Genomic DNA, 21,532 nt, shown 5'->3' with positions numbered 1-21,532 from the left:
CGGCTGCCGGAGGAGTGGCATGCTGACCGCTTCTCTGCGGCTGGATCGGGCGCCGTCGGCTCGAGGGTTTCCTGGAGCCGGCGGCGCGGGTCAGGCGGCCTGGGTGGGGCCTGAGCTGCCCTGACTGGCGTGCCAGAGCTGGCGGGGCGGGGTGACGACGCCGGGGGTGGGGCCGATGTCGGAGTACGGCGAGATGCGGTAGCCGTTGGCGTACTCGATGGTGCGCCCGCCGACGTGCTCCGTGCCGGGGCGCTGCCTGTCGAGGAGCGCTCGGACCGCCTCCAGGCCGCCGGTGCGCCATGCGGCGTCCAGGTCCACGAGGTTCCAGCAGTCGACGGCCCGCATGGAGATCGCGCGGGTACCCGTGCGGCGGATCACTCCTCTGGCGACCATCAGCCACGACCCGAACACCGTCGAAGCGCACCTGCCCTGCACCGACTCGAAGAAGGTCAGGTCGACGGGGCCCGTGGAGTCGTCGAGGGTGGTGAAGATGACCCGCTGCCCCGAGCGCACCGCAGGGGTCTGCGTGGCCACCTTGACCCCGGCCACCAAAACCTCGGCGCCGTTGCGCTGGGCGAGCAGGTCCTTGGAGCGCACCACTCCGATGGCGTCGAGCAGTTCGTCGTGGAAGCTCATCACGTGGCGGCTGATGTCGATGCCGAGGATCTCCAGCTCCGCCTCGACCATCTCGGTCTCGGTCATCTCCGGGAGCTCGCCGGGCTGGATGTGCTCGGCGAACCCCAGGGGCAGCTGTACGGCCAGCGGCTCTCCCGCCCGGGGCTGCCCCTCGGCCACCGCCCCGTCCAGCAGGGGGCCGTTCTTCGGGGAGTCCTCGGCCGGGGTGGGTCTGGTCGTACCGGCCCTTGGCGAGGGCCTTCCCCTGTGGCGTGACGGTCTTCCCTGCCGCGCCGCCGAGGACGACGTCGCCCGGCTTCCATCGGTCGTCGCCCGGCTTCCATCGGTCGTCGCCCGGCTTCCGTCGGTTCCTGCCCGCCCCGAGAAACCCGAGCCCGAGAAGCCCGTGCCCGAGAAGCCCGAGTCCGAGAAGCCCGAGCCCGAGAAGCCCGAGCCCGAGGAGCCCGGGAAGCCTGAGCCCGAGCCTGCCGAGCGGCCGGAACCCGAGAAGCCCGAGCCTGGGGAAGGTGTGTAGCCCTTGGGCGGCCGGGGACTCGCCTTGACGCCCGAGACCGAGGCCCGCTCCAGCACCCCCACCTGGGCGATCAGGTCACGTCTCGTCAGCTCCCCCGGCCGCCAGCGCGGGCCGCCCGGCCGTAGCGAGTGGAGGGCGTCGAACCCGCCCACCTGGACGATCCGTTCGACGACGGGACGCGAGGGCCTGGCCCTGTCCCAGAAGTCGGCGAGCGAGGTGTAGGGCTGCCCGGCCACCATCCGGTCGACCTCCGCCTCGCTCACCCCTCTGACCGCCGAGAACGGCACGCGCAGGCCGTACCCGCGACCGAGCTGGTCGGGCCGGAAGTCGCGCACCCGCCGCCGGTAGCCGGCCGCACCACCGATCTCGCCACCAAGCTCGCCACCAAGCGCGCCATCCAGCGCGCCATCCAGAAAACCGCCCGAAACGCCGCCCGAAACGCCGCCTGAAACGCCGCCTGAAACGCCGTCCCGCGCCTCGTCCCGCGCGCCCTCCAGAGCGGCGGGCCGGACGCTGACGCGCAGCGGCGGGGGGCCGACGCGTTCGACGGTCCAGTGCTTGGCCGACTTGTTGACGTCGAGGGGAAGGATCGTCACCCCGCACTGCCTGGCCTCGTCGATGATCACCCGCTGCGGGTACATGCCGGGCTCGTGGGTGAGCACCCCCGCGAAGAAGGCCGCCGCGTGGTGCCGTTTGAGCCAGGCCGACTGGTAGGTGGGCAGCGCGAACGCGGCCGCGTGCGCCTTGCAGAAGCCGAAGGCGCCGAAGGCGTCGAGCACCTGCCAGGCCCGTTCCACCGTCGCCCGGTCGTAGCCGGGCAGCACGTTGGCGAGGAACCACCGCCGTGCCGCCTCGCGCAGGACGGGGTCGCCGAGGCTGCGCCGTACCTTCTCCGCCTCGGACAGGCCCGCGCCGGTCATCACGTCGATGATCTTCAGGACCTGTTCGTGGAAGACGACGACCCCGTTGGTCTCGGCGAGAGCCTCGCGCAGGCGGGGATGCGGGTAGGTGGCGGCCCGCCAGCCGTGCCGGGACTCCAGGTAGGGCGTGACCATGTCGGAGTTGACGGGGCCGGGCCGGAACAGCGAGATGTCGACGATCAGGTCGTTCATCGTGCGCGGCTCCAGCTTGGCGACCAGCTCGCGCTGCCCGGGCGACTCGATCTGGAAGCAGCCGAGCGTACGGCTCGCGCAGATCATGTCGTAGGTCGGCTCGTCGTCCTGCGGCACGGCGTCGAGCTCGATGTCCACGTCGTCGACCCGCTTGATCTCGGTCAGCGTGTAGGCCATCGCCGACTGCATCCGCACGCCGAGCACGTCGAGCTTGAGCAGCCCCGCCTCCTCCACGTCGTCCTTGTCGAACTGTGACATCGGGAAGTCGAGCGCGCTGCGCTCCACGGGGGTGCGGTCGCGCAGGCCGGCGTTGCCGACCAGCACCCCGCACGGGTGCAGCGCGATGTGCCTGGGCAGCCCGTCGAGCTTCTCCGCCAGCTCGAACACCCTGCCGAGCCCGGCCTCGTCGAGCCGGCTCTCGCGCAGCTCCGGCAGGTCCTTCAGCGAGGCGGTGATCTGGCGGGCGCGGATGTGCGGGAACGCCTTGGCGATGGCGTCGACCTCGTGCGGCGGCAGTCCCATCGCGCCGCCCACGTCGCGCAGGGCGCTGCGGGCCCGGTAGGTCTCCATCATGGACACGCAGGCCACGCGCGCCTCGCCGTACATGTCGTAGATCGCCTTGTAGCAGTCGAGGCGGCGGGCGGACTCCACGTCGACGTCGATGTCGGGCAGGCCGACGCGACCCTCCGACAGGAAGCGCTCCATGAGCAGGCCGTGGTGGAGCGGGTTCACCTCGCCGATGCCGATGAGGTAGTTGACCAGGCTGCCCGCGCCGGAGCCGCGGATGGCGCAGCGGATGCCCATGTGCCTGATCCGGTCGGTGATGCCGACGACCGCCATGAAGTATCCGGACAGCCGCTTCTTCTCGATGACGGCCAGCTCGGCCTCGAGGCGGTCGCGGGCCTGCCTCGAGCCGCGCAGGCCCCGGTCGTCGAGCCCGTCCTCGCAGCGATGGCGCAGCAGGGGGACCGGGTCCCTGCCGATCTCGGGCAGGTGCAGGTCGGGCGGGTCGCTGCGGAGGGCGAGCAGCCGCCTGGGGTCGATCACGCACGCCTCGGCGAGCGCGCGCGTGGTGTGCAGGAGCCGGTTGGCGCGCGACTGGTCGCCGCCGCAGATCTTGTGGGCGACCCTGCGCATCTCGTCGCCGCTCTTGAGGTAGGCGTGGGAGGTGCTCCGCTCCAGGTGCCGGGGGTGGAGGGGGACGAGCTGGCGCGCCGCGTCGAGCACGTCGCCCACCTGGTGGTCGGCGGGGTCGAGATACCTGACCGCGTTCGTGAGGACGGCCGGCACGCCGAACTCCTCGGCGAGGGAGAGCATGCGGACGGCGGTGGTGGCGTCGCGGTAGCCGTACTGGTCGACCAGCTCGATCACCACGCCGCGCACCTGGGAGCGCCAGAGGCCCAGCAGCGCCCTGGCCTGCTCGTCGCGTCTGGCGGCCACCGCGCGGCCCACGTCGGATCTCGGGCCGAGCAGCACGACGAGCCCGTCGTCGGGACCGAACGCCCCGCCTCGCTCCCTGCCGCCCTGACGCCTCGCCGGCGCGGGCGACAGCCCGGCGGCCGGCTGCCCGGCACCAGGGATGGTGCCGGTGCCAGGGATGGTGCCGGTGCCAGGGATGGTGCCGGTGCCAGGGATGGTGCCGGTGCCAGGGGTGGTGCCGGCGCCCGCGGCCCAGGCGGCGACCAGGTCGCGGGTCACCCTCGGCTCGCCCCGCTCGCCTGCGTGGTGGGCGGCGGTGACCAGGCGGCACAGCCGGGACCACCCGCCGGAGCGGGCCAGGACGGTGACCCTGTCCTCGGCGTCGGGCCCGGTCCGCGGGCGCGCCTCCCGCGGACCGGAGGCGGAACGACCGTCGCCCGGCCCGCGGCTCCCTGAACGCGAGGCGGGCTGGTAGGCGCCGGGCAGCGGCCCGTAGGCGGCGCGGTCGCGCGGCGGGACGGGGTCGAACGCCTGCCCTCCGGCCGCGCCGGGCGAGACGTCGAGGGAGAAGTCGACGCCGAACACCGGCGAGATCCTGGCGTCCATGCAGGCCTGGGCGTGCTTGAGCGCCCCGTAGAGCCCGTCACGGTCGGTCAGCGCGAGGATGTCCATCCCGTGCTCGGCCGCCCGTCGCACCAGGGCCTGGGGGAAGGCGGTGCCGTACCGCATCGAGTAGGCGGAGCTCACGTGCAGGTGCGGGAAGGAGAGCATCAGTCCCACGCCCTCAGCAGCAGCCAGCCTCCGCTGGCGGTGTCGAAACGCAGCTCGTAGGAGCCGCGCTCACGCCCGGGGCTGGCCTCGACCCGCCAGAACTGGCGCTCGCCGGGGTCGGCCTCGCCGGTCTTCCACCATTCACGGGCCACCACCCACTGGTCGAGGACGCGACGGACGAGGTAGAGCCGATCGCGCCAGACGAACTGGGTCGGCTGGCCCTCCCTGGTCCACACCTCTATCGGATCGCCGTAGAGTCTGCTCAAGACGCTTCTTCTCCCCGTGGCTCTGGGTCTGCTGCTGAGCCACCCGGGGGAAGTCGGGCGCTATATCGAGCATATGTTCGATGTCATGGGAGTGCAAGCCGCGTGAGCGGGTTGGCGCCGATCGAGTTCCGGATGCTGAAGGCGACACTGCCGGCCCGGTAGCGGTCGTCCGACAGTTCCACCGGGCGGCCCTCCTGTGTGGTGGTGATCCGGCGCTGGCGCAGCAGCGGGCTGCCGCGCCGCACGCCGAGCAGGCGGGCGTCCTCGGTGCCTGCGGCGATCGCGTCGATGAGGTGCTCGCCGTAGGCGAAGACCAGGCCGACCCTGTCGTACAGCGCCTGCGTGACCGACTCGCAGTCGCTCGGCAGCCCCTCGACGGCGGAGGCGATCCACGAGGCGTAGACGGTCCGCTCCAGCAGGACGGGCTCGCCCTCCAGGGTGCGCAGCCTGAGCACCTCGAGCACCTCGGCGCTGCCGAGCCTGACCGACTCGGCCGGCGCCGCCCTGCGCCGGCGCTGGGCGAGCACCTGGCCGCCCACCGCGTGCCCCTTGGACCTGGCCCACTGGGCGAAGCTGTGCAACTCGGCGAAGCTCTGGCTGCGCTCGCCGCCGAGCACGATGCGTCGCGCCCCCTGCCGCGAGCCGATCAGACCCTCAGCGGCGAGGATCGCCACGGCCTGCCGTACGGTGCCCCTGGCGGCCGAATAGCGCGCAGCGAGCTCGGCCTCCGAGGGCAGCTGGGACCCTACCAGGTGAACACCGGCCAGGATCTCGTCACGCAGCTCAGCGGCGATCTTTTCATAGCGCGCGGCCATTCACGACCCCTCCTGTTCATGAAATAGCAACGTTTATGCGACTAACTGGGTCTGGCCTTGTTTGTACAAGTTCCCCTACCTTTTAGCCACACCCCAGAGAGTGGAGGCGACGTGTCCGCACCTCGCATCGCAGGCTTGATCGCAGCTCTAACGGTAGTGACAGCGGCGTGCGGCGCCGCTCCGACCACCCAGCCGCAGACGACGACGGGTGGGGTGAACGCCGCGACGGCGACCTCTGCCGCCGACTTCGGCGGTCTCGACAAGCTTGTCGAGGCGGCCAAGAAGGAGGGCAACCTGCACGTCATCGCCCTGCCGCCCGATTGGGCCAACTACGGCGAGATCATCAGGAAATTTCAGGAAAAGTACGGCATCAAGATCGAGAGCGAGAACCCCGACGCCTCCAGCGCCGACGAGATCAACGCGGTGAAGACCCGCAAGGGTCAGGACCGCGCGCCCGACGTGCTGGACCTCGGCCAGTCCTTCGGCTTCAGCGGCGCCAAGGAGGGCCTGTTCGCGCCCTACAAGGTGCAGAGCTGGGACAAGATCCCCGAAGGCCAGAAGGAGCCGAACGGCCTGTGGGTCAACGACTACGGCGGCTTCGTCTCGATCGGCTGTGACGCCAAGAAGATCACCACGTGCCCCAAGACGTACGCCGATCTCCTCAAGCCCGAGTACAAGGGCAAGGTCGCGCTGAACGGCAACCCGAACAAGTCGGGCTCGGCCTTCGCCGGCGTCTGGGCGGCCTCGCTGGCCAACGGCGGCTCGCTCGACGACATCGGCCCCGGCGTGCAGTTCTTCAAGAAGCTGAAGGACGTCGGCAACTACAACCCGGTCGAGTCCACGCCCGCCACCGTCGAGAAGGGCGAGACGCCCATCAGCATCGACTGGGACTACCTGAACGCCGGATACCGGGAGCAGTTCCTGCCGAAGGGTCTCGACTTCCAGGTGGCGGTGCCGTCCGACGGCATCTACGCGCAGTACTACGTGCAGGCCGTCAACAAGGACGCCCCGCACCCGGCCGCGGCGCGGCTGTGGATGGAGTTCCTCTACAGCCCCGAGGGCCAGAACCTGTGGCTCAAGGGCGGCGCCCGTCCCGTGCTGATGCCCGTGATGACCGCCGACGGCACCATCGACAAGGCACTGGCCGAGAAGCTGCCGCCGGTCCAGGGGGAGCCGAAGTTCCCGACCGAGGCCCAGGTCAACAAGGCCAAGGAGGACCTGGCCAAGACCTGGGACGCGGCTGTGGCCGGCTGATGGCGCGCGTTCTCGGCGCGCTGCCGTTGCTGGCGTTCGTCGCGCTCGCCTTCGGGATCCCCGCCATCGCGATGGTGGCGGGGGCCTTCACCGTCGAGGGCGCGCCGGGGCTCGGCAACCTGGCGCTCACCACGCAGGGCGGCTACCTGCTCGCGCTCGGCAACAGCGTGAAGCTGTCGGCGGTGGTGGCGGTGCTGGGCGCGGTGCTCGGCACCTTTCTCGCCCAGGCCGTGGTCACCGCCCGGTCACGGGCGCTGCGCGAGGCCGTGCTGACCGCCTCCGGTGTGCTGGCCAACTTCGGCGGCGTGCCGCTGGCCTTCTTCTGGGTGGCCACGCTCGGCAACGCGGGCGTGGTCAGCGGCCTGTTCGGCCTGCCGTCCGGCACGCTGTTCACCTTCTGGGGCCTGGTGCTGGTCTACCTGTACTTCTCCGTGCCGCTCATGGTGCTGGTCATCGCGCCCGCGCTGGACGGCCTGCGCCCGCAGTGGCGCGAGGCCGCCGCCAACAACGGCGCCACGTCCTGGCAGTACTGGCGGTACGTGGCCCTGCCGGTGCTGACCCCCGGCCTGCTCGGCGGCGTGGTGCTGCTGTTCGGGTCGGCGTTCGCCGCCTACGCCACCGCCTCGGCGATGGGCGCGGGCACCGTGCTGCCGCTGGTCACCCTGAAGATCGCCGCGGCTCTCTCCGGTGACGTGCAGACCGGCTTCGAGAACGTCGGCCTGGCGCTCAGCCTCGACATGGTCCTGGTCGCGGCGCTGGTCATGGCGGTCTACCTGCCGCTGCAGAGAAGGAGCACCCGATGGCTCCAGTGAGGTGGACGCCGTGACCGCGCTCGCGCCCGTCGCGCCGGTCCCCGAGAGCGCGCCCGCCGTCTCCCGCCGCCGGGACCGTCCCGGTCTGTGGCGGGGGGTCGTCCTCGCGCTGGCCGCCCTGTACTTCCTCGTCCCGCTCGCCGCGTCGTTCTGGTACACGGTCCACAACCAGAGCACCGGCCTCTCGTTGGCCCCCTACGCGGAGCTGTGGACGGCCGAGGGCTTCCTGACGAGCCTGCTGCTGTCCCTCGGGCTCGCCCTGGCCACCATCGTGCTCGTGCTGCTGCTCACGCTCCCCGCCATGATCACGGTACGGCTGGCCGCCCCCCGGCTGCGCCCGGTCATGGAGGTGATCTGCACGCTGCCGCTGGTCGTGCCGCCGATCACGCTCGTGGCAGGGGTCAGCAGGTCCCTCCAGGTCGGCGGCGACGTGCTGGCGCCCACGCCGTTCTGGGGGACGCTGATCGCGATCCAGAACCAGGACTTCCCGCTGGTGCTGGTGTTCGTCTACGTCGTCCTCGTCCTGCCGTTCGTCTACCGCTCCCTCGACGCGGGGCTGCGCACGATGGACGTGCGGACGCTGGTCGAGGCGGCCCGCAACCTGGGGGCGTCGTGGCCGCACGTGATGTTCCGGGTGATCGTCCCCAACCTGCGCTCGGCGCTGGCCAGTGCCTCGTTCCTCACGCTCGCCCTGGTCCTCGGCGAGTACACGGTGGCCAGCATCCTCGGCTACCAGCCGTTCGCCGTCTGGATCGTCACGATCTCGGGCTCCAAGGGCCAGCTGTCCGTCGCCGCCTCGGTGCTCAGCCTCCTGCTCACCTGGCTGCTGCTGCTCACTATCTCGGGAGGAAGCCGTGACCGCTCGGCTTGAGTTCCAGGGCCTGCGCCGGGTCTTCGGCAAGACGGTCGCCCTCGACGGTCTCGACCTCACCATCGAGCCGGGCGAGCTGGTCGCCCTGCTCGGCCCGTCGGGCTGCGGCAAGACGACCGCGCTGCGTTGCGTGGCCGGGTTCGAGCATCCTGACGCGGGCGCGGTGCTGGTGGACGGCAAGGACATCACCGGCGTGCCGGCCAACAAGCGCGACGCGGGCATGGTGTTCCAGTCCTACTCGCTGTTCCCCAACCTGAACGTGGCCGAGAACGTCGCCTTCGGCCTGCGGGTCCGCAAGACGCCGCAGGCGGCACGCCGGCAGCGCGCGCTGGAGCTGCTGGAGCTGGTCGGCCTGCCCTCGCACGCCGACCGCTACCCGCACCAGCTGTCCGGCGGCCAGCAGCAGCGGGTCGCCCTCGCCCGCGCGCTGGCGCTGTCGCCGCGCCTGCTGCTGCTCGACGAGCCGCTGTCGGCGCTGGACGCCAAGGTCCGCGTCGCCCTCAGGGAGGAGATCCGCCGCCTGCAGCTCGACCTGGGCATCACCACGATCTTCGTGACGCACGACCAGGAGGAGGCGCTGTCGATCACCGATCGCGTCGCCGTGCTCAGGAGCGGGCGCCTGGAGCAGTGCGGCACGCCCGCGGAGGTCTACGACCGGCCGGCCACGCCGTTCGTGGCCGAGTTCGTCGGCACCATGAACCACCTGCCGGGACGCGTCTCGGGCGACAGGGTGACGGTGTTCGGCCAGCTCCTGCCGATCGCGGCAGGCGCGGAGGGCACCGACGTGGACGTCCTCATCAGGCCCGAGGCGGTGCTCGTCACCCCCTCCGAGGAGGGGCGGGCCGAGGTGGTCGCCGCCTCCTTCCGCGGCGCGTCCGTCAGGCTGCGGCTGTCCGTGGAGGGCGGCGAGGTCCTCGCCGACGTCCCCGGGCACGAGGCGGCACGGCTGGCGCCGGGCACGCGTGTGACCGTCCGCCTGGTCGAGCGGCCCGTCCTTCTGGCGCCGCGCAGCACCGCCACGCCGACTCCGACTTCTGCGAAGGATCCCGCGGGTGCCGTCTGACTCCACGCCGCGCGCGCCCCTTCCCTTCGAGGCCGTCCTGTTCGACATGGACGGCACGCTCGTCGACACCGAGGGCCTGTGGTGGGAGGCCACGGTCGACGTCGCCGCCTCGCTGGGGCGCGTCCTGGGCCCCGCGGACACGCCGTACGTCCACGGCCGCACGGTCGAGGACACGGCCGCGCACCTGGCGCCGGCGGCCGACCAGGAAACGGTCGACGCGGTCGCCGAGCGGCTGACCGAGTCGTTCGCCGACCGCATCAGGCGGGGGGTGCGGGTCATCCCCGGCGCCGCCGAGCTGCTGCGGGCACTCGCCACCGAGGCCGTCCCCACGGCGCTGGTCAGCGCCTCCCCGCGGTCGATCGTGGAGCTGGTGCTGCCGTCGCTCGGCCACAGGTTCGCGGTCGTGGTCGCCGCCGGGGAGACCGCGCGCGGCAAGCCGCACCCCGACCCGTACCTGGAGGCGGCCCGGCTCCTGGCGGCCGACCCGCGCCGCTGCGTCGCCGTGGAGGACAGCCCGACGGGGATCGCCGCCGCCACCGCCGCGGGTTGCCGGGTGCTGGTCGTCTCGCCTTCCGCGGGACTGCCCGATCTGCGCGTGATGTCGCTAAGCTGACCGGTCGTGAACCAGATCGGACGCTACAGGCTGTTGAACGTGCTCGGCAGGGGCGGCATGGGCACGGTCCACCTGGCCGAGGATTCTTCGGGGCAGCGCGTCGCGATCAAGGTGATCAATCCGGAGCTCAGCCAGCACGAGCAGTTCAGGATGCGCTTCCGCCGGGAGGCCGACGCGGCGCTCAGGGTGCGCAGGTTCTGCACGGCCGCGGTGCTGGAGGCGGCGCTCGACGGCGACCAGCTCTACGTGGTGACCGAGTACGTCCCCGGGCCGAACCTGGAGGAGGCGGTCAGGCAGTCGGGCCCGCTGCGCGGTTCGAGCCTCGACGCGCTGGCGGTGAGCGTGGCGACCGCGCTCATCGCCATCCACGCGGCGGGCGTCGTGCACCGCGACCTCAAGCCGTCCAACGTGCTGCTGTCGCCCGTCGGCCCGCGCGTGATCGACTTCGGCATCGCCAGGGCGCTCGACGAGATCGGCGGCGTGACCGGCACCGGCGAGCTGATCGGCACGCCCCGCTACATGGCGCCCGAGGTGCTGCGCGGCGAACCCGTCTCGCCGGCGTGCGACGTGTTCTCGTGGGGCTGCCTGATGGCGTTCGCGGCCACGGGACGCGCGCCGTTCCCCGGCGAGACGCTGCCCGCGATCATCTACCAGGTGCTCAACACCGAGCCCGCCCTCGACGGGCTCGAGCCCGGCCTGCGTGAGCTGGTGGTGGCCGCCCTGGCGAAGGATCCGGCGGCCCGCCCGACGGCGCAGCAGATCCTCGACCATCTGATCGGCCGCCAGGCGGCCCCCGAGCAGGTCGTGCAGACCGTGCGGGTGGCCTGGCAGGAGGGCGGCACCGCCGTCCACCTCCCTCCTCGGACCGGCGCGAAGAAGGCCAGGGTCCTGGCGGGGGTCGCCGTCGCGGCGGTGGCGCTGGTGGCGGCGGCGGGGGTGGGCGTGTGGACGATGCTGCCCGGCGGCCCGCCGGAGCTGCCCATGCTCTTCTCCGACGACTTCACCTCGACCTCGAGCGGCTGGAACGGCACCTACGACAGCGAGGCCGACAACAGCCAGGGCTACATCACCTCCGACTTCACCTACGGTCTCGACGCCGGCGAGTACAGCGAGGAGCGCTGGGCGACGGCTCCGGTGCCGTTCGCCACCGAGAAGCCCGCCTCCCCCGAGCCCTCGGCCTCGCCCACGCCGATGATGCCCTCCACGCTGGTCGTCGGGGTGACGGCCAAGGCCAGGTCCGGCGCCGGCGAGTTCGGCCTGTGGTGCAGGGGCCAGGGCGACGGTGACGGCACCTACTACGAGTTCACCCTCGACACCTCGGGCAACGCCAGGATCCGGCGCATCGTCGACTCGGCGGGCGGCAACATGGCCGCCCCGGTCAAGCTCGACGGGTTCAACCCGAGGGACAAGAACCACATCCAGGTGGCCTGCGAGGACGAAGGCGGCGCCATGCGGCTGTCCATGTGGGTCAACGGTGAGCGGGTCCACCAGGTCGACGACCCGGCCGGCCTGCCGACCGGCGACATCGGGCTGTTCGCCCGCGTGCCGAAGGGCAGCGACAACCCGCTCAAGATGGTCTACGACGACTTCGAGATGCGCGGCCTCAAGCAGCAGCCCTAGCGCCCCGACCTCCTGGAACAGGCGCTGGAGGCCTGCCGGGGCGCGCTGGTGGCGGTCTCCGCGACAGGACCCTGCACGAAGGTTACAGCGGCGCCAGGTGGAGACTGGAGCCATGCATGCCATTGTGATCAACGCCCAGGGCGGCCCCGAGGTCCTCCAGTACGCCGAACACCCCGACCCCTCACCCGGCCCCGGCGAGGTGCTGATCGACGTCGCCGCGAGCGGCGTCAACTTCATCGACGTCTACCACCGCACCGGCACCTACCCCCTTGACCTGCCGTCGCCGATCGGCTCGGAGGGGGCGGGCACCGTCGCCGCCGTCGGCGAAGGGGTGGACGACGTCGCCGTCGGCGACACCGTCGCGTGGGTGAACGTGCTGGGCAGCTACGCCGAGAAGGCCGTGGTGCCGGCCTCCAGGGTGGTGCCCGTGCCCGACGGCGTGCCGGCCGAGCTGGCGGCGGCCTCGCTGCTGCAGGGCCTGACCGCGCACTTTCTGACGCACTCGGTGCACGAGGTGAAGCCGGGTGACGTCATCCTCGTGCACGCGGCGGCCGGCGGCATGGGGCAGCTGCTGACCCAGCTCGGCAAGCTGAAGGGCGCCACGGTGCTCGCCACCGTCTCCTCCGACGCCAAGGAGAAGCTGGCCAGGGAGGCCGGCGCCGACGAGGTGTTCCGCTACGACGGCTTCGCCGACGCCGTGCGCGCGGCCGTGCCGCGCGGCGTGGACGTCGTCTACGACGGGGTGGGCGCCACCACCTTCGACAGCGGCCTGGCCGCGCTGCGCCCGCGCGGCCTCATGGTGCTGTACGGCGGGGCCAGCGGCCCGGTGCCGCCGATGGACCCGCAGGCGCTCAACAGGAACGGCTCGCTGTACCTGACCAGGCCGTCGCTCGTCCACTTCATCGCCGAGCGGGACGAGCTGCTGTGGCGGGCGGCCGACCTGTTCGGCTGGCTGGCGGCGGGCGAGCTGAGGATCAACGTCTCCGAGCGCTACCCGCTGGCCGAGGCGGCGCGGGCGCACGAGGACCTGCAGGCCCGCCGTACGACGGGCAAGCTGCTGCTGATCCCCTGATCCCCTGATCGCGTGATCGCCTGGCAGGGCCGCCGGCCGGGCGGTCCTGCGCCGGCGTGAGTCACCAGTCCTGGTTGAGGCCCGACATCCGGCGGAGGTACTCGTCCTCGTCGATCTCGCCCGCGGCGTAGCGGCGCTTGAGTATCTCGCGAGGGCTGTCCTTGGGTGGCCGCGCGGGCGGCGCGGGACGCCGTCTGATCATCATGAGCACGAGCACCACCAGGATGATCAGCAGTAGTACGACAAACAGCTTCAGCATGCGGACGCCACCCTCCTCCCGAGAACTTTACGGACCCCGGCCCGGTGCGGCCAGAGGCAGCCAGGCTAGGCGATGATACGGGGTTGTGAGGACAGCGTTCGTGCTCGGCGGCGGTGGAGTGCTCGGGGCGCACGAGGTGGGCATGCTCCGGGCGCTCGACGAGGCCGGGATCCGGCCCGACCTGGTCGTCGGCACGTCGGTGGGCGCGCTCAACGGCGTGCTGCTGTCCGCCTCGCCGTCCGACGCCGTCGAGCGGCTGACCCGGCTGTGGCGCTCCGACGTCGCGCGCACCGCGTTCTCGGGCTCGTGGATGCGGCAGCTGTCCACGCTCGCCAGGACCGGCACGCACGTGCACCCGATCGCGCCGCTCCGGCGGCTGCTGACCGATCTGGTCGGCGTGGCGCTCATCGAGGAGCTGCCCGTCCCCTTCCAGTGCGTGGCGGCCTCGATCGAGCGGGCCAGCGCCCACTGGTTCGCCGAAGGGCCGCTGGTGGAGGCCGTGCTGGCCAGCTGCGCCGTCCCCGGGCTGCTGCCGCCCGTGCGGATCGGCGACGAGCACTACGTCGACGGCGGGCTGGTGCACAGCATTCCCGTCGGCAGGGCCGTCCGGCTGGGCGCGGGCAGGGTGTTCGTGTTGCAGGTCGGCAGGATCGAGCGGCCGCTGGCGGCGCCCAGGCGGCCGTGGGAGGTGGGGATGGTGGCCTTCGAGATCGCGCGCAGGCACCGCTTCGCCGAGGAGATGGCCGCGCTGCCCAGCTCGGTGGAGGTGCACGTGCTGCCCACGGGCCTCGACGCCCCCGTCTCCCCCTTGCGTTACCGGGATCTGTCGCAGATCTCCCGCTCCATCGAGCGGGCCTACACCGCCTCTTCCCGCTACCTGGCGGGCGTGGTCGGATGAGGTGTGCCTCCTCGTTTCGTCCGCAGGCTCGTGCTGGTGCCCCTGCTGATCGTGCTGGCCGTGGCGGCCGTCGTCACGCTGCCCCTGTGGCTGGCGGTGGTCACCGCCGCCTCTCTGCGGCTGCCGCCGCCGCAGCGGCGCGGGGTCCGCTTCCTGTGGTTCGGGGTCTCGTGGCTGGTGCTGGAGTGCGGGGTGCTGGTGGCGTGCCTGGGGTTGTGGGTGGCGGCCGGCTTCGGCGGGCGCCTGCACCGTGACCGCCACCAGGAGCGCCACTACCAGCTCATCCACTGGTTCCTGTCCCGCCTGTACGGCGTGGCGGTGCGCGTCTTCCGGCTGCGCGTGGAGATCGACGAGCCCCCCGGCGACCTACGGCCGACCGGCCCGGTGATCGTGCTGTCGCGGCACGCTGGCCCCGGCGACTCCTTCCTCCTGGTCCACCACCTGCTCGACCGCTACCGGCGGCGGCCGAGGATCGTCATGAAGGCGGCCCTGCAGTTCGACCCGTCGCTCGACGTGGTCGTCAACCGCCTGCCCAACGCCTTCGTCCCCGGCAGGAGGGGCTCGCTCGGGATCATCGACGAGATCCGGCGCCTGGCGGCCACCATGGACGCCGACGACGCTCTGGTGATCTTCCCCGAGGGCGGCAACTTCACCCCGCGCCGCCGCCGTCTGGCGATCAGGCGGCTGGAGGAGAAGGGCCTGACGGAGGAGGCGAAGCGGGCCGCCGCCCTCGACCACCTGCTGCCGCCCCGGCCGGGCGGGGCGATCGCCGCGATCGAGGCGTGCCCGGCGGCCGACGTGGTGTTCGTCGCGCACACCGGGCTGGACGACCTCGTCACGATCGGCGACGTGTGGCACAGGCTGCCGGTGAGCGCCCGCATCAGGGCGCGCTGGTGGCGCGTCCCGGCCGCCGAGATCCCCGCGTCACGCCAGGACCGCATCAGGTGGCTCTACGACCAGTGGGAGATCATCGACGACTGGGTCGCCGACAACCGTCCCGGCGGGAGTTAGCCCGCCCGCACCACCTGTCCCTTGATCTCCTGCGGGTGGCGGATCAGGTTGAGGATCGGGCACACCCGCTCCACCTCGGCGTGCAGCCGCGCGAGGTCGTCGTCGGATGCGGGCGAGTCGATCCGCACCTCGTAGCGGAAGTTCTGCGGGTACACCGGGACGTCGGTGGTGCCGGGCGCCTGGGCGCGCGGATCGTATTCCGCCTCCACCTCCACCGCCAGCGCGTCGAGCGGCACCTCCAGCTCGGCCGCCTTGATCAGGAAGATGTGGGTCACGCAGCTGCCGAGCACCCCGGCCTGCAGTTCGGGAGAGCCGGGCCCGAGGTCGTATCCCGCGAAGTCGGGCCCGCTGTCGCTGAGGATCTGGAAGTCCCTGATCCTGATCCTGCGCACCCCGCTGCGGCCCTCGGCGGTGATGCTCGCCCGCAGCGGCACCGGTCCGCCCGGCTGCGCCGCCCGCCTGGCCGCCAGCGCGGCCCGCTTCTGTGACAGGTACTCGCGCAGGCCGCTCACGCCAGCGTCACCTTTCCCTCGGGGGTGTCCAGGACGGCCCGCAGCCCGGCCGCCGGTCCTTCCTCCACGTCGACGGCCGCGTCCACCGCCTCGAGCTCGGCTCGCAGGGCCGCGACGTCGGGCGTGACGGCCGTGAACGACACCAGCGTGAGCTGGGGCAGCCCGGAGGCCGCGGGGTGCCGCGTCGTCCCCCAGTCGATGAGGAACGGCACCGGCCGGACGGCCGTGGGAGAGTCGAAGCGGGTCAGCCGCCACTCCAGCAACGTCCCGTCGGGTGTGCGGCGCGACAGCGGCTGCACCTCGCCCGGGTCGTACCCGCGCTCGCGGGCCAGCGCCACCGTGCGGTCGATGTCGTCGGCGCGGATCGCCCACGCGGCCAGCCGCGCCTCGGTCAGCGTCTCCAGCCCGAACGCCCTCGGCCGGGCGCCCGGCACCTCGGGATCGGGCCCGATGATCTCCAGATAGGCGGTGGGCCCGAGCCCTACCAGGTAGTTGGCGGTGCCGCCGGGATGCGAGCCGCCCTTCACCGGGGCGATGCCGGTCCGCTCGGTGAACTCGGCCACCCCCTTCGCCAGGTCGGGAACGGCGTACACCAGGTGATCAAGACTCATCGGGTTCTCCCAGGGAAAGCATGAGCCGGTTGGCCCAGTTGAAGAAGGCGGTCGCGTGCAGGGCGTCGCTGATGGCCAGGTCGTCGAGCCCCTGCTCGCGCAGGGCCGCGACGTCCGCCCGCGGCGGGGTCGCGGTCAGCGCGACGGCGGCGTCGGCGATCGCCCGCCACCGGCCGTCGAGCTCGGCTTCCACACCCTCGTCGAGCACGCGCTGGACGTCGCCCTCCCGCTTGGAGTAATGGGCGGCGAAGCGGGCGTGGACGGAGGCGCAGAAGACGCATCCGTTGTGGCGGGAGGTGACCGTCGCGGCCAGCTCCCGCTCGGCGCGCGGCAGACCGCCGTCGCCGTTGGCGAAGATGTCGTTGTCGGTCCTCGTGCGCGCGTGCAGGACGCGCGGGTCACGGGCGAGCAGCCGGAAGTACGGCGAGGCGGCCCTGGCCCGGTCGACCAGCGCCTGCCTGTGCTCCTCGGTCAGCTCGTCCTCGGCCAGCGGCTCGATCCACGGCTTCCAGCCGAGGTGGTCCTGGGTGAACTTCACGCGAGCGCTCCCAACGCGGTGACGACACGGATCTGGAAGGTGAGGAAGCCGACCAGCTGCGAGAGCGTGACGATCCCGGTGGTGGACCAGCCGGCCTCGCGCAGCCGCTCCAGCGCCTCAGGGCCGGCCTCCCTCGGGCGGAACACCAGCAGGTGGGCGTGCTCCAGGGCGGCGGCGAGCCTGCCGTCGACCTCCTCGGCCCGGAAGCGGAGCCCCTCGACGTTCTCGTGGGCCAGCTCGGGTTCGCGGTAGTGCCCGTAGGGGCCGCTCGCCCTGCCCGCCTCTGCCTGCGCGGCGATCCGCTTGGCCAGGTCGGGCTCAAGCGCGGCGGCGTAGTGGGCGGTGACGGCCTCGTGCCGGTGCAGGCCCGCGACGAAGGCGGCGACGGCGTGCCGTTCGGCCGGTGTCACCTCCTCCAGTCCGACCTCGCTCACGCCCCGCCCGAGCGGGGCGCCCCCGGCCGCCTCCGCCGTCGCGGAGGGCGACTGGACGGCGGAGGACGAGGCCGGGACAGCGGAGGGCGACACCGGGACGGCGGAGGGCGAGGCCGGCGCGGCGCCGGGCGCGGCCTGCGCCCGCAGCTCGAACGACGGCACGAACAGCGCCTCGTAGGTGCGCTGGGCGTACGCGCGGGCGTCCGGGCGGCGCCTGCGCAGCACGTCGAGCCGGGATCCCGGGTCGACGCCCACCAGCTGGTCGATGATGTCGGTCATGCCTGCTCCGAAGGGGTCCAGCCGAGCGCGGGCGCGACCTTGGTGGCCAGCAGCTCGATCGAGCGGAGGATGAGAGGGTGCGGCGGATCCGCCGAGTGCACCTGGAAGACCAGGTCGGTCACCCGGTCGAGGGTGGTGTCGGCGCGCAGGCTCGCGATCACCTCGTCCGGGGTGCCCACGTGCGTGTCGGCCCACAGGAAGGCGGCCAGCTCAGGCGACTGCCGGGCGGCCCTGGCGATACCCTCCTCGGCGTGGCGCAGGGCCTCGTCCCTGGAGTCGGCGACGAACGCGGTGCGCGAGGCGGCGATACGCGGAGCCGTACCGGGTGGCAGGTTGTCGTAGTAGGCGTCCACGATCGGCTTCTGCACCTGCGCCAGGGTGACGCCCTCGGCGCGCGGCTGGGTGCGCGACAGCATCAGGCCGTTGCCCGCGCGGCCGGCCCGCTCCCCGCCGCCGGCGGAGAAGGTGGCCTCCCAGATGGCGCCGAGCAGCCGGGGCGCGGCGGGGTAGAGGTGGTTGCCGCCGCCCAGGTCGCCGCCCGACCAGGCGTTCACGAGAACCGCCAGGTGTTCGGCGTAGATGGCCGAGCGGTCGGCGCTGTCGTGGTCGAAGGCCGCGAAGGACGAGGCGGTGCCTCCGCTGCCGACGCCGACCTCCAGGCGCCCGCCGGACAGCAGGTCGAGGACGGCGGTGTCCTCGGCCACCCGTACCGGGTGTTCGAGCGGCAGCGTGATGATGCCGGTGCCGAGCCTGATCCTGCTGGTCCTGGCCGCGACGGAGGCGAGCAGGACCAGGGGCGCGGGCAGGCCGCCCTCGCTCTCGCTGAAGTGGTGCTGGGCCACCCACGCCGAGTCGAACCCGTTGGCCTCGGCGTGGGCGATCTGCGCCGCGGCCAGCTCGTACCGCTCGGCCGGGCCGGCCTGGTCGAGCAGACGCGTGAAGAAGCCCAGCCGTCTGCGGCTCATCGGACCGGCTCCGGGATCGCCGCGAGCAGCTCGCGGGTGTAGGCGTGCCGAGGTCTGGTGAAGACCTCCTCGGTCGTTCCGGATTCCACGATCTTTCCCTTGTTCATGACGGAGACGGTGTGCGAGATCTGCCGCACGACCTTCAGGTCGTGGGAGATGAACAGGTAGGTGATGCCCAGCTCGCGCTGGAGACTTTCCAGCAGGTCGAGAATCTGCTCCTGGGCGCTGACGTCCAGCGCGGAGACGGCCTCGTCGAGCACCAGCAGCCGGGGCGAGACCGCCAGCGCCCTGGCGATGGCCACCCGCTGCCGCTGGCCGCCCGACAGCTCGCGCGGCCTGCGGGTGAGCAGGTCGGCGGGCAGTCCCACGCGCTCGAGCAGGTCGGCGGCCGAGCCGTCGAGCGCGAAGTTGCGCAGCGGCTCCTCGATGACGCGCCGGACGGTCTGGCGGGGGTCGAGCGAGGCGTAGGGGTTCTGGTAGACGAGCTGGACGTGCCTGCGGAAGTCGCGCCCCCGCTCGGGCGCTCCGGCGACCCTGGCGGCGCCCGAGGTGGGTGTGACGAACCTGGCGATCATGCGGGCGGTGGTGGTCTTGCCCGAGCCCGACTCCCCCACCAGCGCGTGGGTGGTGCTCTGCCGTACCTCGAAGGAGACGTCGTCGACCGCCCGGACGTCGCCGTAGGTCTTCACCAGCCCGGTGGCCGCCACGGCGACGGGCGCCGCCGGGTCGGCGGCCTTGAACGGCCGCTCCGCCGCCGTGAGCACGCGCCGGGTGTAGGCGAGCGTGGCGGCCGGGCCCTGCTCCTCGACGCGGCCGTCCCGCATCACCACGACCCGGTCGGAACGGCCGGCCGCCATGGCGAGGTCGTGGGTGACCAGCAGCACCGCCGTGCCGAACTCGGCGCGCAGGTCGTCGATGAGGTCCAGGACGCGCCGCTGCACGGTGGCGTCGAGAGCGCTGGTGGGCTCGTCGGCGATGACGAGCTGCGGGCGCAGCGCGATCGCCGCGGCGATGAGGACGCGCTGGCGCATCCCGCCGGACAGCTCGTGCGGGTAGCGCGAAGCGTGCGCCTCGGTGAGGCCGACCCTGACCAGCAGCTCGGCGACGCGGTTGCTGATGGCTCTCCGGTCGCCGCGCCGGTGGACGCGCAGCGTCTCGCCGATCTGCGCGCCGACCGTCTTGACCGGGTTGAGCGAGTTGCCGGGGTCCTGGGGCACGAGGCCGATCTGGGCGCCACGTACCGTTCGCATGCGCTTGGCCGACCAGCGGGCGATGTCGGTGCCGTTCAGCAGGATCTGCCCGCTGTCGGCGGGGTGCAGGCCCAGGATGGTGTGCGCCGTGGTGGTCTTGCCCGACCCCGAGTCGCCGACCACCGCGACGACCTCGCCGGGCTCGACGGTGAAGGAGACGCCGTGGACCGTACGGCGCCTGCCGTACGAGACGACCAGGTCACGCACGTCGAGCAAGCTCATCGAGCCTCCTGCTGATCCGGCCCGCGGCGAGCACCACGGCCACGACGACTGCTCCGGGCAGGGTGGTCAGCCACCAGGCGGTCGCCAGGTAGTTGCGGCCCTCGGCGATGAGCAGGCCCCACTCGGGGGTGGGCGGCTCGGCGCCGTACCCGAGGAAGCCGAGCGTGGAGATGGCGAGGATGGCCACGCCGAACTGCAGCGCCGCCAGGGCGATGACGGGCCCGAGCGAGTTGGGCAGCACGTGCCGCCACAGCACCTGCGGGAGGCGCCCGCCGCTGCCGAAGGCGGCCTCCACGTAGTCGGCCCTCCTGGTCCTGACGACCTCCGCGCGGGCCAGCCGGGCGAAGGTCGCGACCGAGCCGATGCCGACCGCGAGGGCGACGTTCACCGTGCCGGGACCGAGCAGGATGATCACGGTCAGCGCGAGCAGCAGGCCCGGCACCGACAGCAGCACGTCGACGACGCGCATGACGACCGTGTCGGCGAGGCCGCCGATCGAGCCGGCGAGCAGGCCGAGCAGCGTGCCGAGCACGAGCCCGACGGCCACCGCGACGAACGCGCCCGACAGCGAGTGCACCGCGCCGTGGACGACGCGGGCGAACAGGTCCCGGCCGACGGCGTCGGTGCCGAACCAGTGCTCGGCGCTCGGCGGCAGCAGCTTCTCGGCGGGCACGCCGGCGATCGGGTCGTGCCCCGTGAACAGTCCCGGCACCGCCGCCCACAGCAGGACGACGGCGACGACCAGCCATCTGATCATCTCAGCCTCGGATCAAGGATCGGGAAGAGCAGGTCGACGATCAGGTTGACCAGCACGAACACGGTCGCGGCCAGCACCACGACGGCAAGCAGCACAGGAGTGTCCTGGGCGCTGACGGCCTGCTCGGTGAGCCTGCCGACGCCGTTCCTGCCGAACACGGTCTCGGTGATGACCGATCCCGCGATCAGCTCGCCGAAGGTCAGGCCGGCCATCGTGAGCGTCGGCAGCATCGCGTGGCGTGCGACGTGCCGCCACAGGATCCACCGGCGTGAGGCCCCCTTGGCAGCCACCACCTGGACGAACGGCTGGGTGGCGGCGTGGTCGATGCCGCGCGCGAGCACCTGGGCGATCGGCGCGCAGATCGGCACGGCCAGCGTGAGGACGGGCAGGACGAGCTGCTGGACCTCGCTGCCGCCGATGACCGGCACGAGCTTCAGCCGGAAGGAGAACACCTGGATCAGCAGGATGCCCACCCAGAACACGGGGACGGCGACGAACAGCGAGGGCACCTCTCGCAGCCAGGCCAGCAGGCGGTGGCTGGAGGCGAACGCGATCGCCACGGCCAGCACCAGCGCGAGCGCGAACCCGAGCCCGGCCAGCTCGGCCGTCGCGGGCAGCGCCTCGGCCAGCCGTTCGACCACGGGCATGCCGGTGTCGATGGAGTAGCCGAAGTCGCCGCGCAGGAAGCCGAGCAGCGTGTGCAGGTAGGCGGCCGGGCCGTCGCTGCCGTAGTACTCCCTGATCCGGGCGATCTGCTCGGGCGACAGGCCGAGCTCGGGGTTCTGGAACTTGATCAGGATCGCGTCGCCCGGCAGGAGCTGGAGCAGCACGTAGGAGGCGGTGAAGGCGGCCCACAGGACGAGGGCCGCCTGCCCTGCCTTCCTCATGACGTCCGCCCTCATGACGTCCACCTCATGACGATCACCCTCATGACGATCACCCTCATGACGACCACCCT

The 21,532-nt window shown here is 72.4% G+C and carries 21 protein-coding genes; 9 read left to right on the top strand and 12 right to left on the bottom strand.

The features are described 5' to 3' along the window. Window positions 1-90 precede the first annotated feature (90 nt). From ACWDLG_RS13570 to ACWDLG_RS13560, 3 genes are all read right to left on the bottom strand, one after another. On the bottom strand, window positions 91-4,452 hold the full coding sequence (locus ACWDLG_RS13570) for a DNA polymerase III subunit alpha (RefSeq protein WP_449919730.1): 4,362 nt from the start codon (window positions 4,450-4,452) through the stop codon (window positions 91-93). Continuing rightward, a complete protein-coding gene (locus ACWDLG_RS13565) occupies window positions 4,452-4,718 on the bottom strand; it encodes a DUF6504 family protein (protein ID WP_354915111.1) in 267 nt (88 codons plus the stop codon). The genes ACWDLG_RS13570 and ACWDLG_RS13565 overlap by 1 nt, the downstream gene beginning before the upstream one ends. A gap of 83 nt (window positions 4,719-4,801) precedes the next feature. Then, window positions 4,802-5,533 (bottom strand): GntR family transcriptional regulator, encoded by a 732-nt coding sequence (locus ACWDLG_RS13560; protein WP_449919454.1) that lies wholly within the window; start codon window positions 5,531-5,533, stop codon window positions 4,802-4,804. A gap of 213 nt (window positions 5,534-5,746) precedes the next feature. On the opposite strand from ACWDLG_RS13560, the gene ACWDLG_RS13555 reads away from it, so the two are divergent. From ACWDLG_RS13555 to ACWDLG_RS13525, 7 genes are all read left to right on the top strand, one after another. Beyond that, the gene (locus ACWDLG_RS13555; protein ID WP_449919451.1) at window positions 5,747-6,787 is read left to right on the top strand and encodes an ABC transporter substrate-binding protein; all 1,041 of its coding nucleotides are present in this window, start codon (window positions 5,747-5,749) and stop codon (window positions 6,785-6,787) included. Further along, window positions 6,787-7,599 (top strand): ABC transporter permease, encoded by an 813-nt coding sequence (locus ACWDLG_RS13550; RefSeq protein WP_449919448.1) that lies wholly within the window; start codon window positions 6,787-6,789, stop codon window positions 7,597-7,599. Before ACWDLG_RS13555 ends, ACWDLG_RS13550 begins: the two co-directional genes overlap by 1 nt. Window positions 7,600-7,609: 10 nt before the next feature. Continuing rightward, a complete protein-coding gene (locus tag ACWDLG_RS13545) occupies window positions 7,610-8,470 on the top strand; it encodes an ABC transporter permease (RefSeq protein ID WP_449919446.1) in 861 nt (286 codons plus the stop codon). Next, window positions 8,454-9,533 carry an ABC transporter ATP-binding protein gene (locus ACWDLG_RS13540; protein WP_449919443.1) on the top strand — a complete coding sequence of 360 codons (1,080 nt, stop codon included), beginning with the start codon at window positions 8,454-8,456 and terminating at the stop codon, window positions 9,531-9,533. Before ACWDLG_RS13545 ends, ACWDLG_RS13540 begins: the two co-directional genes overlap by 17 nt. Then, entirely contained in the window at window positions 9,523-10,146 is a 624-nt protein-coding gene (locus ACWDLG_RS13535; RefSeq protein ID WP_449919440.1) for an HAD family hydrolase, read from the top strand. Before ACWDLG_RS13540 ends, ACWDLG_RS13535 begins: the two co-directional genes overlap by 11 nt. Before the next feature lie 6 nt (window positions 10,147-10,152). Next, window positions 10,153-11,766 (top strand): serine/threonine-protein kinase, encoded by a 1,614-nt coding sequence (locus tag ACWDLG_RS13530; RefSeq protein ID WP_449919437.1) that lies wholly within the window; start codon window positions 10,153-10,155, stop codon window positions 11,764-11,766. Window positions 11,767-11,878: 112 nt separating this feature from the next. Continuing rightward, window positions 11,879-12,838, top strand: a complete 960-nt coding sequence (locus ACWDLG_RS13525; RefSeq protein ID WP_449919434.1) for a quinone oxidoreductase family protein — start codon at window positions 11,879-11,881, stop codon at window positions 12,836-12,838. Window positions 12,839-12,899: 61 nt separating this feature from the next. Here the strand turns inward: ACWDLG_RS13525 and ACWDLG_RS13520 are convergent, their stop codons facing one another. Next, complete coding sequence (locus tag ACWDLG_RS13520) at window positions 12,900-13,097, bottom strand: SHOCT domain-containing protein (protein ID WP_449919432.1); 198 nt, start codon at window positions 13,095-13,097, stop codon at window positions 12,900-12,902. Between the two features lie 85 nt (window positions 13,098-13,182). On the opposite strand from ACWDLG_RS13520, the gene ACWDLG_RS13515 reads away from it, so the two are divergent. Together ACWDLG_RS13515 and ACWDLG_RS13510 are read left to right on the top strand one after the other, a co-directional pair. After that, the gene (locus ACWDLG_RS13515) at window positions 13,183-13,995 is read left to right on the top strand and encodes a patatin-like phospholipase family protein (protein ID WP_449919429.1); all 813 of its coding nucleotides are present in this window, start codon (window positions 13,183-13,185) and stop codon (window positions 13,993-13,995) included. Window positions 13,996-13,998: 3 nt separating this feature from the next. Further along, the gene (locus ACWDLG_RS13510; RefSeq protein ID WP_354915144.1) at window positions 13,999-15,006 is read left to right on the top strand and encodes a 1-acyl-sn-glycerol-3-phosphate acyltransferase; all 1,008 of its coding nucleotides are present in this window, start codon (window positions 13,999-14,001) and stop codon (window positions 15,004-15,006) included. On the opposite strand, the gene ACWDLG_RS13505 is transcribed toward ACWDLG_RS13510, so the two are convergent. The 8 genes from ACWDLG_RS13505 to ACWDLG_RS13470 are packed head-to-tail and all read right to left on the bottom strand — an operon-like array spanning window position 15,003 to window position 21,476. Beyond that, on the bottom strand, window positions 15,003-15,518 hold the full coding sequence (locus tag ACWDLG_RS13505) for an OsmC family protein (protein ID WP_449919426.1): 516 nt from the start codon (window positions 15,516-15,518) through the stop codon (window positions 15,003-15,005). The two genes, ACWDLG_RS13510 and ACWDLG_RS13505, sit on opposite strands and share 4 nt — an antisense overlap. After that, on the bottom strand, window positions 15,515-16,129 hold the full coding sequence (locus ACWDLG_RS13500) for a VOC family protein (RefSeq protein ID WP_449919424.1): 615 nt from the start codon (window positions 16,127-16,129) through the stop codon (window positions 15,515-15,517). The genes ACWDLG_RS13505 and ACWDLG_RS13500 overlap by 4 nt, the downstream gene beginning before the upstream one ends. Next, window positions 16,119-16,667, bottom strand: coding sequence for an alkylhydroperoxidase domain protein (locus tag ACWDLG_RS13495; protein WP_449919422.1), 549 nt, complete (start codon window positions 16,665-16,667; stop codon window positions 16,119-16,121). Before ACWDLG_RS13495 ends, ACWDLG_RS13500 begins: the two co-directional genes overlap by 11 nt. Then, window positions 16,664-17,380, bottom strand: coding sequence for a CMD domain protein (locus ACWDLG_RS13490; RefSeq protein WP_449919420.1), 717 nt, complete (start codon window positions 17,378-17,380; stop codon window positions 16,664-16,666). Before ACWDLG_RS13490 ends, ACWDLG_RS13495 begins: the two co-directional genes overlap by 4 nt. Further along, window positions 17,377-18,345, bottom strand: coding sequence for a putative FMN-dependent luciferase-like monooxygenase (locus tag ACWDLG_RS13485; RefSeq protein ID WP_449919417.1), 969 nt, complete (start codon window positions 18,343-18,345; stop codon window positions 17,377-17,379). Before ACWDLG_RS13485 ends, ACWDLG_RS13490 begins: the two co-directional genes overlap by 4 nt. Further along, the gene (locus ACWDLG_RS13480) at window positions 18,342-19,817 is read right to left on the bottom strand and encodes a dipeptide ABC transporter ATP-binding protein (protein WP_449919414.1); all 1,476 of its coding nucleotides are present in this window, start codon (window positions 19,815-19,817) and stop codon (window positions 18,342-18,344) included. Before ACWDLG_RS13480 ends, ACWDLG_RS13485 begins: the two co-directional genes overlap by 4 nt. Further along, complete coding sequence (locus tag ACWDLG_RS13475; protein ID WP_449919412.1) at window positions 19,795-20,574, bottom strand: ABC transporter permease; 780 nt, start codon at window positions 20,572-20,574, stop codon at window positions 19,795-19,797. The genes ACWDLG_RS13480 and ACWDLG_RS13475 overlap by 23 nt, the downstream gene beginning before the upstream one ends. Continuing rightward, window positions 20,571-21,476: an ABC transporter permease gene (locus tag ACWDLG_RS13470; protein WP_449919409.1), complete on the bottom strand. Its 906-nt coding sequence runs from the start codon at window positions 21,474-21,476 to the stop codon at window positions 20,571-20,573. Before ACWDLG_RS13470 ends, ACWDLG_RS13475 begins: the two co-directional genes overlap by 4 nt. Between the last annotated feature and the right edge of the window lie 56 nt (window positions 21,477-21,532).

This window comes from Nonomuraea sp. NPDC003727 (genome assembly GCF_053586935.1).
The sequence above is the reverse complement of the archived record's forward strand: the minus strand, read 5'-3'. Positions and strand labels throughout refer to the sequence as shown.

Coding starts and splice junctions, on each gene's coding strand:
- ACWDLG_RS13570 (WP_449919730.1), bottom strand. CDS start 4,452: ATGCTCTCCTTCCCGCACCTGCACGTGAGCTCCGCCTACTCGATGCGG.
- ACWDLG_RS13560 (WP_449919454.1), bottom strand. CDS start 5,533: ATGGCCGCGCGCTATGAAAAGATCGCCGCTGAGCTGCGTGACGAGATC.
- ACWDLG_RS13550 (WP_449919448.1), top strand. CDS start 6,787: ATGGCGCGCGTTCTCGGCGCGCTGCCGTTGCTGGCGTTCGTCGCGCTC.
- ACWDLG_RS13525 (WP_449919434.1), top strand. CDS start 11,879: ATGCATGCCATTGTGATCAACGCCCAGGGCGGCCCCGAGGTCCTCCAG.
- ACWDLG_RS13520 (WP_449919432.1), bottom strand. CDS start 13,097: ATGCTGAAGCTGTTTGTCGTACTACTGCTGATCATCCTGGTGGTGCTC.
- ACWDLG_RS13500 (WP_449919424.1), bottom strand. CDS start 16,129: ATGAGTCTTGATCACCTGGTGTACGCCGTTCCCGACCTGGCGAAGGGG.
- ACWDLG_RS13490 (WP_449919420.1), bottom strand. CDS start 17,380: ATGACCGACATCATCGACCAGCTGGTGGGCGTCGACCCGGGATCCCGG.
- ACWDLG_RS13485 (WP_449919417.1), bottom strand. CDS start 18,345: ATGAGCCGCAGACGGCTGGGCTTCTTCACGCGTCTGCTCGACCAGGCC.
- ACWDLG_RS13480 (WP_449919414.1), bottom strand. CDS start 19,817: ATGAGCTTGCTCGACGTGCGTGACCTGGTCGTCTCGTACGGCAGGCGC.
- ACWDLG_RS13475 (WP_449919412.1), bottom strand. CDS start 20,574: ATGATCAGATGGCTGGTCGTCGCCGTCGTCCTGCTGTGGGCGGCGGTG.
- ACWDLG_RS13470 (WP_449919409.1), bottom strand. CDS start 21,476: ATGAGGGCGGACGTCATGAGGAAGGCAGGGCAGGCGGCCCTCGTCCTG.